General features: G+C 73.3%; 9 protein-coding genes. 4 read left to right on the top strand and 5 right to left on the bottom strand.

The genetic code is table 11. From position 1 onward, the window contains the following. Nucleotides 1–527 precede the first annotated feature (527 nt). A complete protein-coding gene (locus ACIQU4_RS29880) occupies nucleotides 528–893 on the top strand; it encodes a nuclear transport factor 2 family protein (protein WP_403737105.1) in 366 nt (121 codons plus the stop codon). Between the two features lie 18 nt (nucleotides 894–911). Here the strand turns inward: ACIQU4_RS29880 and ACIQU4_RS29875 are convergent, their stop codons facing one another. From ACIQU4_RS29875 to ACIQU4_RS29855, 5 genes are read right to left on the bottom strand one after another with little or no spacing between them, the layout of a single operon-like run. Beyond that, complete coding sequence (locus ACIQU4_RS29875; RefSeq protein ID WP_403737102.1) at nucleotides 912–2,222, bottom strand: DUF58 domain-containing protein; 1,311 nt, start codon at nucleotides 2,220–2,222, stop codon at nucleotides 912–914. Further along, nucleotides 2,222–3,184 (bottom strand): AAA family ATPase, encoded by a 963-nt coding sequence (locus ACIQU4_RS29870; protein ID WP_384712146.1) that lies wholly within the window; start codon nucleotides 3,182–3,184, stop codon nucleotides 2,222–2,224. Before ACIQU4_RS29870 ends, ACIQU4_RS29875 begins: the two co-directional genes overlap by 1 nt. Beyond that, nucleotides 3,181–4,392: a DUF4350 domain-containing protein gene (locus tag ACIQU4_RS29865; protein ID WP_403737098.1), complete on the bottom strand. Its 1,212-nt coding sequence runs from the start codon at nucleotides 4,390–4,392 to the stop codon at nucleotides 3,181–3,183. The genes ACIQU4_RS29870 and ACIQU4_RS29865 overlap by 4 nt, the downstream gene beginning before the upstream one ends. Then, entirely contained in the window at nucleotides 4,389–5,069 is a 681-nt protein-coding gene (locus ACIQU4_RS29860) for a DUF4129 domain-containing protein (protein ID WP_403737095.1), read from the bottom strand. The genes ACIQU4_RS29865 and ACIQU4_RS29860 overlap by 4 nt, the downstream gene beginning before the upstream one ends. Nucleotides 5,070–5,076: 7 nt before the next feature. Then, the gene (locus ACIQU4_RS29855; RefSeq protein WP_403737092.1) at nucleotides 5,077–6,369 is read right to left on the bottom strand and encodes a hypothetical protein; all 1,293 of its coding nucleotides are present in this window, start codon (nucleotides 6,367–6,369) and stop codon (nucleotides 5,077–5,079) included. Nucleotides 6,370–6,603: 234 nt separating this feature from the next. Here ACIQU4_RS29855 and mtrA point away from each other — a divergent pair, with 234 nt between their 5' ends. The 3 genes from mtrA to ACIQU4_RS29840 all read left to right on the top strand — a co-directional run bounded on the left by mtrA (nucleotide 6,604) and on the right by ACIQU4_RS29840 (nucleotide 11,222). Further along, on the top strand, nucleotides 6,604–7,293 hold the full coding sequence (gene mtrA / locus ACIQU4_RS29850) for a two-component system response regulator MtrA (protein ID WP_352217961.1): 690 nt from the start codon (nucleotides 6,604–6,606) through the stop codon (nucleotides 7,291–7,293). Nucleotides 7,294–7,363: 70 nt separating this feature from the next. Further along, nucleotides 7,364–9,379 (top strand): MtrAB system histidine kinase MtrB, encoded by a 2,016-nt coding sequence (gene mtrB, locus ACIQU4_RS29845; RefSeq protein WP_403737088.1) that lies wholly within the window; start codon nucleotides 7,364–7,366, stop codon nucleotides 9,377–9,379. Further along, nucleotides 9,369–11,222, top strand: a complete 1,854-nt coding sequence (locus tag ACIQU4_RS29840) for an LpqB family beta-propeller domain-containing protein (protein ID WP_403737085.1) — start codon at nucleotides 9,369–9,371, stop codon at nucleotides 11,220–11,222. The genes mtrB and ACIQU4_RS29840 overlap by 11 nt, the downstream gene beginning before the upstream one ends. Nucleotides 11,223–11,302 lie beyond the last annotated feature (80 nt).

The following is an 11,302-nucleotide window of genomic DNA, read 5'->3' as shown; positions in this document are numbered from 1 at the left end:
AGGGGGGACCCTGTGGGAGAGTAGGACGCCGCCGAACAATCATTGTAGAAAGCCCCGTACCGGGTATCCGGTACGGGGCTTTTCTGCGTTTACGGCCCGTTCGGCGTGGATGCAGTCCCGCCACGCATTCCTTACCAGTCGGCCGGGTAGCTCTTGAGGCTGCTGGTGTCGAGCGGCCGGCGGCCGGCGGTGACGGTGTCCCCGAAGGCGTAGGGGACCCCCGTGGGGAGCCGTGGGGCTCGTCATCGTGAGGAAGATCTGACCGTCGGTGGTCTGTACCTTCCACCGGAATTCCTGGTGCTCGGCCAGCTCCGCGAGCTGCTCCGCGAAGTCGTGCATATCTGCTCGGGGGTGAGGTCGGCCATGGTGGTCCTCCTGGCGGGTGCCCGACCAGCGTAGCCAGTCGGACAGCCCTACAGGCGGCCCGCGGCAGCGTCGCCATGCCCCGCTCATACCCTGGCGGGAATTGTCCGGTGGGAGGGGGGCGGCGGACGATCAGTGCATCACCACTCACGAGGAGGCACGTCATGTCTGGTTCCACGCCGTCCACTGCCGAGGTCATCGAGCGCTTCAACCAGGTCTTCCAGCAGCGGGACCCCTCCGGGCTCGCCGCCCTGGTCGGCGCGGACTGTGTCATGGAAGGGCTCTCGCCGGCTCCTGGCGGAACCCGGGTGGAAGGGGCCGAGGAGTGTATCCGCTTCTGGAGCGACTTCGCCACAGACCCGGCCAACGACTTCGAGGTCGAGGACGTCGTCTGTGCGCAAGAGCTGTCGGTGATCCGCTGGAAGCTGGTGTTCGGACCGGGCGAGAAGGAGTACGTCCGCTGCGTCAACGTGATGCGGGTACGCGACGGTCTGATCATCGAGGCCCTCGGGTACGCCAAGACCGGCTGAGCCCCGAGGGCCGGACGGCTACAGGCGGCCCGCGGCCTTCAGGGACAGGTAGGCGTCGGCGAGGGCGGGGGCCAGGGTGGTCGGGGTGGCGTCGACCACGTGGACTCCGTGGCGGGACAGCTGGTCCGCCGTGCGGCGGCGGGTGGCCTGGGACTGGGTGCCTGCCGCGGCCTCGTAGACCGCGTCGAGCGTGCCGCGGGACCGTGTCATCTCCTCGACGCGGGGGTCCGCCACCGAGGCCAGCAGGACCGTGTGGCGCTGCGTGAGGCGAGGGAGGAGCGGGAGCAGGCCTTCCTCTGTCGGGGCGGCGTCCAGGCTCGTCAGAAGGACCACCAGGGACCGGCGCGGGGCGTTGCGGAGGATGGTGGAGACCAGCGTTCGGGCGTCGGTTTCGACGAGCTCCGGTTCCAGCGTGGCCATGGCGTTGACGAAGGCGGGGAGGACGTCGCCGGCCGAGCGGCCCTGGACCTGGGCGCGGGTGCGGCGGTCGTGGGCCAGCAGGTCGACGCGGTCGCCGGCGCGGGAGGCGAGCGCGGCCAGCAGCAGGGCCGCGTCCATGGCCGAGTCCAGGCGGGGGGCGTCGCCGACGCGGCCCGCCGAGGTACGGCCGGTGTCCAGGCAGATCAGGATGTGCCGGTCGCGTTCCGGGCGCCAGGTGCGGACGGCGACCTTGTTCTGGCGGGCGGTGGCCCGCCAGTCGATGGAGCGGGTGTCGTCGCCGGGGACGTAGTCGCGGAGGCTGTCGAACTCGGTGCCCTCGCCGCGGGTCAGGACGCTCGTACGGCCGTCCAGTTCGCGCAGGCGGGCCAGGCGCGAGGGGAGGTGCTTGCGGCTGGTGAAGGGCGGCAGGACCCGGACTGTCCAGGGGACGGTGTGGGTGCCCTGGCGGGCGAGCAGGCCGAGCGGCCCGTACGAGCGGATCGTCACGCGGTCGGCCCGCCGGTCCCCGCGGCGGGTGGGGAGCAGCCGGGTGGTGATCCGGCGGCGTTCGCCGGCCGGGATCGCCAGGGTGTGGCGGGAGGCGTCGGTCTCGGTGCCCGGGAGCCAGCTGCTGGGGGGCCAGGCGTCGCGGACGCGGGCGCGCAGCGGGCGGGTGCCCGGGTTGGTGACGGTGAGGTGGACCTCGGCGGGCTCGCCGAGGCGGACGGAGGTGTCGCCCGAGCGGGTGAGGGTGAGTCCGCGGACCGGGGCCGCGAGGGCGTAGTCGACGGCGCAGGCCAGGGCGAGGGTGCCGTTGACGGCGAGCATCCCCGTCCAGCTCGGTTCGAGGATGCCGACGGGGAGGCTGCCGAGGGCCGCCAGCAGGGCGGCGCGTCCGGTGAGGGCCATCAGCGCGGGACGGGGACGTGGGACAGGATCGCGGTGATGACGGCGTCGGCCGTGACCCCTTCCATCTCGGCCTCCGGGCGGAGCTGGACGCGGTGGCGCAGGGTAGGCAGGGCGAGGGCCTTGACGTCGTCGGGGGTGACGTAGTCGCGGCCGGTGAGCCAGGCCCAGGCTCGGGCGGTGGCCAGCAGGGCGGTCGCGCCGCGCGGGGAGACGCCGAGGGTGAGGGACGGGGATTCGCGGGTGGCGCGGCAGACGTCGACGACGTACCCGGCGATCTCCGGGGAGACGGACACCTTGGCGACGGCCTCGCGGGCGGCTTCGAGCTCGGCCGGGCCGGCGACGGGGCGCAGGCCCGCGGCGTGGAGGTCGCGGGGGTTGAAGCCGGCGGCGTGCCGGGTCAGGACGCCGATCTCGTCCTCGCGGGAGGGGAGGGGCACGGTGAGCTTGAGGAGGAAGCGGTCGAGCTGGGCCTCGGGGAGCGGGTACGTGCCCTCGTACTCGACGGGGTTCATGGTGGCGGCCACGAGGAACGGCTCTGGCAGCTTGCGCGGGGTGCCGTCGACGGTGACCTGGCGCTCCTCCATGGCTTCGAGGAGGGAGGACTGGGTCTTGGGCGGGGTCCGGTTGATCTCGTCCGCGAGGAGGAGGTTGGTGAAGACCGGGCCGTTCTGGAAGGAGAACTCGGCGGTGCGGGCGTCGTAGACGAGCGAGCCGGTGACATCGCTGGGCATCAGGTCCGGGGTGAACTGGACGCGCTTGGTGTCGAGTTCGAGGGAGGCGGCGAGGGCCCGTACGAGGAGGGTCTTGGCGACGCCGGGTACGCCTTCGAGGAGGACGTGGCCGCGGCACAGGAGGGCGACGACGAGACCGGTGACGGCCGAGTCCTGGCCGACGACGGCCTTTCCGATCTCGGTGCGGATCGCTTCCAGGGAGGAGCGGGCGCTGTCCGTGGTGGCCGTCATGAGGTGCGGACCTCTCTTTCGAGGGCGTCGAGGTGGTCGGTGAGCGCGACGAGCGCCGCGTCGGTGGTGGGTGTGGTGCCGAAGAGGAGGCCGGTCAGGTCCTGGTGGCTCTCCGTCAGGCGGGCGGACACGGCGGGGAGCAGGGTCGCGGGGTCGTGGGCCTGGGCGGGCGGTACGCCGACCAGGGCGGCCAGGCGTTCGCGGGCGGCGGCGCGCAGCACGGTGGCGGCGCGGTCGCGGGCGCCGGACTTGCGGTAGAGGCGGGCGCGGCCCTCGGTGGTCTCGGAGGCGCGGATGGCGACGGGCAGTTGCTCGGTGACGAGGGGGCCGAGCCGGCGGGCGCGCCAGAGGGCGGCGAGGACGGCGGCGGCGAAGAGCTGGAGGAGGGTCCAGCTCCAGCCGCGGGGGAGGAGGTCGAGGAAGCTCTGCTCCTGGGCGGGGTCCTCGTCCTGGACCTCGGCGAGGGAGGGCAGGTACCAGACGAGGTCGGGGCGGGAGCCGAGGAGTTGGAGGGCGAGGGAGGCGTTGCCCTCGGAGGCGAGCTTCTTGTTGAGGAGGATCGTCTCGGAGCCGAGGAGGACGGTGTCGCCGCCCTTGGTGCCGGTGGGCAGGACGAGGAGGGTGGGGTTGCCGCCGCTGGGGTAGCAGGCCGCGGCGGTGGCTCCGTCGGTGGTGTAGCGGTGGTCTCCGCCGGTGGTGGCGCGGCCGGCGGAGACGGCGGCGGGCAGGGGGCAGCCGGGGTCGAGGTTCTGGTCGAAGGCGGTGCCCTTGGTGCGGGCGGCGGGGGCCAGGTCGGGGAGGCTGAGGCTGCCGGGGGCGAGCAGGACGGTGCGGCCGCCGGAGAGGTCGATGGCGGAGCGGATGGCGCGGCGCTGGGTCTCGCCGAGCCGGTCGGGGTCGGTGACCAGGAGGGTGGTGCCGGGGCCGGCCGCGGCGGCGGCCTCGCGGGCGGTGGTGACGACGCGGGTGGTGACTCCGCGGGCCTGGAGCAGCTCGGATATGGCCCGGCTGCCGTCGGGGTCGGCGGAGCGGGGGTCGAGCCGGCCGTGCCGGCTGCCGGAGGCGAGGGTGGCGAGCGTGACGGCGGCGACGAGCAGGATCCCGAGGCAGATCAGGAAGCCCCGTCCCCGCCGCCATGCGGCGCGGGGGGTCGTACGGGGCGTGCTGGTGGCCGGGGGGCCCGGCGGCGCCGGGGTGGGGGCGCTCATGACCGGGGGCCCGTCAGGAGGGGCTTCGCGTGGGTCAGGGTGAGGTCCAGGGTGCGCAGGTGGGCGTACATCTCGGCGGTGGCGGGGCGGGCGCCGTACGTGACGTCGTCGAAGGTGCGGGCCGCGGTGCGGAGGGCTTCGGCGTGGTCCGGGAGGGAGACGGCGGCTTCGGCGGCCGCCTCGTCGGCGGTGCGGCCGGGGCAGGGGTCGAGCACGGTGCGCTCCTCCAGGGAGCGGACGACGGCCCGCATGCGCTCCTGGACGGCTTCGGTCCAGCGGCCGGCGGCGGCGTGCGCGTCGGCGGCGGTGCGGTGGTCGGCGGCGCTGCGCAGGGCGCCGTCGAAGACCCCGGCCGCGGTGGTGGCGGTCCGGCGGGGGGAGCCGAGCCTCCACCACAGGGCGGCGACGGCGAGGATGACCAGGGCGGCGATCGCGAGCAGGCCCAGGGTGCCGCCGGGGGTGGCGCCCGAGGCGTGGTCGAAGAGGTTGCCGACCCACTCCCAGAACCGGTCCAGGGCGCGCTGGAGCAGGCCCGGGTCGTCCTGGTGGTACAGCGGCTTCGACAGTTCGCGTTCGGCCGCCTCGCGGGCGGGGTCGCGCGGTGTCGCCACCGGTGGTTTCTCCGCGGCCGGCAGGAGCGCCGCGGAGCGTGTGATGAGGCCCCCCGTACTCATCATCGGTGCATCAGCCTCCGGTCGGCGGTGCGGCCGGGTCCGAGCCGTAGTTCTCCAGGCCCGCCGCCCGGGCGAGCTCCAGGTCGAGGGCCTCGCGGCGGATGCGCTGGTCGACGTACAGGAGGACGGTGACGCCCGACTGGATCGGCATGGTGACGGTCTGCGCGATGATCGCGCCGACGGCCGAGAGCGCGAGCGCGGCCCAGCCGGTGGTGGCGGTGCCGTTCTCCAGGCCCGACACTCCGCCGTCGGCGAGGCCGATGGCGAGCCCGAGGGCGCTCAGCGGCAAGACGATGACGACCGAGACGATGGTGGTGATGACGCCCGTCAGGGCGGTGATGCCGAAGATGCGCCACCACGCGCCCTGGACGAGCCTTGAGGAGCGGCGCAGCGAGGTGGCCACGCTGCTCTTTTCCAGCATCAGCGCGGGCGAGGCCAGGCTGAACTTGATCCCGAGCCAGAGGAGGAGCGGGAGGGCGGCGAAGCCGCCGAGGAGGCCGAGGCCGAGGCTGCGCAGGGCGATGCCGGGCAGGATCAGCACGCCGACGAGGAGGGCGCCGCCGATCCCGAGCAGGAGGGTCAGCCCGAGCAGGCGGAGCAGCTGGGGGCGGGCCTCGCGCCAGGCGGCGGCGATCGTGGAGCTGTGGCCGAGCACGGCGCGGCTGAAGATCATCGTGAGCATGGCGGTGGCCACGATGGTGCCGATGAGCTGGATGAACCCGTTCGCGACCAGGGCGAGCATGCTGCTGCCGAGGGTGTTGACGAGCTCGCTCAGGTTCGGTTCGTCGTTGGAGGGGGCGGGCAGGTCGGAGAGCGTGTACTTCTGCACGAGCACGCTGATGACCTGGACGACGGTCGCGACGACGAGGGTGATCGGCAGGACCGAGCGCCAGTGGCTGCGCATGGTGGCGACGGCGCCGTCGAGGATCTCGCCCAGGTCCAGGGGACGCAGCGGGATCACTCCGGGCTTGGCGGCGGGGGGCTTGCCCCACTGGCCGGGGCCGCCGGGGTAGGCGTACTGGCCGCCCCCCTGGCCGCTCTGGGGGCCCGCGTACGATCCCCAGCCCGCGCCCGGCTGCGGCTGCTGGCGCGGCGGCTGCGGGCTCTGCGGTGCCTGGGGGGTGCCGGGGCTCGACCACTCGCCGGGCGGCGGCTGCTCGGCGGACCACTTCGGCCCGCCGGCGGGCGGCTGCTGCGCGGGCGGCTGGGCGCCCTCGGTGCCGCCTTGGCCGTCGGGTGCGCCCGGTCGCTCGCCGTCGGACGGGGAGGGTCCGGGCACGGCCCAGCCCGGAGAGTCGTTCATCGTCGCTCCTTCACGTGCACTGCGGGGCGGGGGGCGCTGGTCGGCTGCCATCGTGCCACGTGGGAACGTTGAGCGGACCGGCCGTCCCCCCGGATCTTCGGCGGCCCGCGCCTTCAATTGTCGCCCGGATCCGGGGCAGACTGGTCGCCCTGATCTCCACGCAGGTCTGAGGGGCGAATTCCAGCCCTTTTGGCTGTGGGACAGCTCACCGCCAGGTAACGATTAGCTAATGGGATGATGTCAAGCATGAAGGGACGAGTCCTTGTCGTCGACGACGACACCGCGCTGGCCGAGATGCTCGGCATTGTGCTGCGTGGAGAAGGTTTTGAGCCGTCGTTCGTAGCGGACGGCGACAAGGCATTGGCTGCCTTCCGCGAGGCGAAGCCGGATCTCGTGCTGCTCGACCTGATGCTGCCCGGACGGGACGGCATAGAGGTCTGCAGGCTGATCCGGGCCGAATCGGGCGTGCCGATCGTGATGCTCACCGCGAAGAGCGACACGGTGGACGTGGTCGTGGGCCTGGAGTCCGGGGCCGACGACTACATCGTCAAGCCGTTCAAGCCGAAGGAGCTGGTGGCCCGCATCCGGGCCCGCCTGCGCCGGTCGGAGGAGCCCGCGCCCGAGCAGCTGGCCATCGGTGACCTGGTCATCGACGTGGCCGGGCACTCGGTCAAGCGCGACGGCGTCTCGATCGCCCTGACCCCGCTCGAGTTCGACCTGCTGGTCGCCCTCGCGCGCAAGCCCTGGCAGGTGTTCACCCGTGAGGTGCTGCTGGAGCAGGTCTGGGGCTACCGGCACGCGGCGGACACCCGCCTGGTCAACGTGCATGTGCAGCGGCTGCGCTCCAAGGTGGAGAAGGACCCGGAGCGCCCCGAGATCGTCGTGACGGTGCGCGGTGTCGGCTACAAGGCCGGACCGAGCTGACGTGCCGCCCGGCAAGCCCCACAGCGGCTCCCGCCGAGGAGTCCTGCGGGGAGGCCGGCAGCTCCGTCAGATGGCTGACGGAGCGCCGGGCGGCCCTGTGCTGCGGTTGTTCGTACGTCTCGTACGGCGCCCGCTGCTTCCGGCTGTCCGGCTGTGGCGTCGCAACATCCAGCTGCGGGTGGTCGCCGCGACGCTGCTGATGTCGCTGGCCGTGGTCCTCGCGCTCGGGTTCGTGGTGATCGCCCAGGTCAGCAAGGGGCTTCTCGACGCCAAGGAGGAGGCCGCGCAGAGCCAGGCCGCGGGCGGGTTCGCCGTCGCGCAGGAGAAGGCCAACACGCCTTCGGCGGTGGACGGGCCCGATGCCACCGACAACAAGGTCGGCCGGGACGCCAGTACGTGGATGAACTCGCTGGTCAAGCAGCTCGCCAGTGGCGGCCAGACCGCCTTCGAGGTGGTCGCGCTCGGCGCCGGCCCCGATGCGGGCGGGCAGCCCGGCGGGCAGCCGAGCGGGCCGTTCGTCTCGGGCGTCAAGGGCGCCCGGGCCTCCGGGAACGTGGACCCGACGGCGAGCGTTCCCGCGGCGCTGCGCCGGGACGTCAACCACGCGACCGGGACCTTCAAGACCTTCTCTCAGATCCGGTACACCGCCGGGTCCGGGGACAAGGCGCCCGAGCCCGCGCTGGTCGTGGGCAAGCGGCTCACCGACATCAACGGGGACCCGTACGACCTGTACTACCTCTTCCCGCTCACGCAGGAGGAGGAGTCCCTCAACCTCATCAAGGTCACCATCGCCACTGCGGGCGTGTTCGTGGTCGTGCTGCTCGGTGCGATCGCCTGGCTCGTCGTACGGCAGGTCGTGACGCCCGTGCGGATGGCCGCCGGGATCGCCGAGCGGCTCTCGGCCGGGCGGCTCCAGGAGCGGATGAAGGTCACCGGCGAGGACGACATCGCCCGTCTGGGCGAGGCCTTCAACAAGATGGCGCAGAACCTCCAGCTCAAGATCCAGCAGCTGGAGGACCTGTCGCGGATGCAGCGCAGGTTCGTCTCCGACGTCTCGCACGAGCTGCGCACGCCGCTGACGACCGTACGGATGGCAGCCGATGTCATCCACGACGCCCGGGTCGACTTCGACCCGATCACCGCCCGCTCCGCCGAGCTGCTCGCCGGGCAGCTCGACCGCTTCGAGTCGCTGCTCGCGGACCTGCTGGAGATCAGCCGGTTCGACGCGGGGGCCGCGGCCCTGGAGGCGGAGCCGATCGATCTGCGGGACGTGGTACGCCGGGTCATCGACGGCGCCGAGCCGCTCGCCGAGCACAAGGGCACCCGGATCCGGGTGCTGGGCGACACCCAGCCCGTCATAGCCGAGGCCGACTCCCGGCGCGTGGAGCGGGTGCTGCGCAACCTCGTCGTCAACGCCGTGGAGCACGGCGAGGGGCGCGATGTGGTGGTCCGGCTCGCTTCGGCGGGCGGGGCCGTCGCGGTGGCCGTACGGGACTACGGGGTCGGGCTCAAGCCCGGCGAGGCCACCCGCGTCTTCAACCGCTTCTGGCGGGCCGATCCGGCGCGGGCGCGTACGACGGGTGGGACGGGCCTGGGCCTGTCCATCGCGGTCGAGGACGCGCGGCTGCACGGCGGCTGGCTCCAGGCGTGGGGCGAGCCGGGCGGCGGTTCGCAGTTCCGGCTGACCCTGCCGCGGACCGCCGACGAGCCGCTGCGCGGATCCCCGATCCCGCTGGAGCCGGAGGACTCCCGGTCCAACCGGGCCAGGGCCGCGGCCGACGCGGCGGGCGCGCAGGCGTCCCCGAAGGCGCAGCAGGGCCCGGGCCGGGGCGACCGGTCGCCGATACCGCCGCGGTCGGCGGTGGCCGGTGCGCTGCCGGTGCCCGCGGACCCGACGGCCCTGCCGGGCAGCGGGGCCCGCGTCGTGGCCCGTCCGGCCGATCCCGATCAGGCGGCGGCGGACCGGGCGGCGGCGGAGCGCGCTGCCGACACGGACGTCGACACGGACGTCGACACCGGTGCGGACACCGAGGCCGGCGCCGAGCAGGCAGCAGCAGCACAGGAGGATGGCGCAGGTGGACGCTGAGCCCGCACGGGTGCGCAGGGACGGCCGCCGCCGGTGGCGGGCGGTGCGGGCGTACGCCTTCGGCGCGGCCGGGCTGCTGCTGGCGGGCTGCGCCTCCATGCCCGACCACGGCGAGATCCGCGAGGTGAAGGCCTCGCAGGGCGTCGACTCGCAGGTGCGGGTGTTCGGGGTGCCGCCGGCCGACAAGGCCGGTCCCGCCGACATCGTCGACGGCTTCCTCGAGGCCATGACCAGCGACGACCCGCAACTGCAGACCGCCCGCAAGTACCTCACCGAGGAGGCGGCGAAGAACTGGAAGCCCGGTTCCGCCGTCACCGTGCTCTCCGCGGGCATCGACCGGTTCTCCGTGGGCAACGAGAAGGACGCCCCGGGCCCCCGCTGGAAGATGACCGGCAAGAAGCTCGCGACGGTGGACGAGCGCAGCGCGTACCAGCCGGAGCCCTCCGGCCGGCGCTACGAGGACTACCTCCAGCTGGTCCAGGAGAACAAGCAGTGGCGGATCGCGACGCCGCCGAGCGGCCTCGTGCTCAGCGAGTCCGACTTCCAGCGCATCTACATGCCGGTCAACAAGTACTACTTCGCGGGCGGCAGCCTCGTCGCCGACCCGGTGTACGTGCGCCAGCGCAGCGATCCCGACTCGCGGATGGACCCCACCACGCAGACCGTGCAGTCGCTGCTGGCCGGTCCGTCCAAGTGGCTGGGGCCCGTGGTCACTTCGAGCTTCCCGACCGGCACCGAACTGCGGGAGGGCACCAAGTCCCTCGCGTACGACGGGCAGAACGTGCTGAAGGTGCCGCTCAACGACAAGGTCGACAACGTCGCGCAGCCGCAGTGCGAGAAGATGGCCGCGCAACTCATGTACACCGTGCAGGATCTGACGTCCTCTCGGATGGCGCGGGTCGAGCTGCTGCGCTCGGACCGGTCCTCGCTGTGCTCGGTGACCGAGGCGGCCGCGGCGACGATCGCCCACCGGCCGCCGAGCCCGGAGTACCAGTACTACGTCGACGCCGAGAGCCGGTTCGTCCGGATGAAGCTCGACGTCACCGGTGAGGACCAGCAGTACCGGCCCGAGCAGGTGCCGGGGCCGCTGTCCCCCAGCGCCGGGAACCCCGGGTTCAAGGTCGGCTCCGCGGCCGTCTCGTACGACGAGAAGCGCGCGGCGGTGGTCTCCGAGGACGGGCACGGGCTGTACCTGGTGAACCTGACGACGGCCGGGCCCATGCCGCAGCCGGTGCTGACCGGCAAGGGCGCCAAGCCGAACGGGCTGGGCACGCCGAGCTGGGACGCGGCGGGCGACCTGTGGATCGCGGACCAGGATCCGCAGAATCCGGCGCTTTACCGGGTGCCGGGCGGGACCGGGGTCCCGCAGAAGATCGATGTGTCCGGACTCGACGGCGGGCGGATCACCGCGCTGAAGGCGTCGCCGGACGGGGTGCGGATCGCGCTGCTGGTGCAGTCCGGGAACAGCAAGAACCTGTACATCGGGCGGATCGAGCGGCCCGAGGGCAAGACCGACGCGGTGGCGGTGTCGGTGCGCGAGCTGCGTCCGGCGGCCCCGCAGATGGCGAGCGTGACGGCGCTGAGCTGGGCGCCGCGCGGCCGGCTGCTGGTGGTGGGCCGCGAGAACGGCGGGGTCGTACAGGCCCGGTACATGCTGGCCGACGGGTCGATGGTCGCGGCGAGCCTGCCGGGGGCGACGGGGCTGGACGCGGTCGCGGCGACGGAGGACGAGAAGAAGCCGGTGGTCGCGCACTCGGACGAGGACGGGATCGTGTGGCTGCCGCCGGGGGCGCAGTGGCGCACGGTGGCGCCGGGCGGCCGGGCCCCGGTCTACCCCGGCTGACCTGCCCTTTCGCCCTCGCTTTCGCGGCCGGTCGTACGTTGTCCACAGGGGTGGCGCGGTGGGCGGCCGGCCCGGCACAG

This window comes from Streptomyces sp. NPDC090741 (assembly GCF_044769045.1).
GTDB lineage: Bacteria > Actinomycetota > Actinomycetes > Streptomycetales > Streptomycetaceae > Streptomyces.
This window is presented reverse-complemented; position numbering and strand designations above follow the sequence as displayed.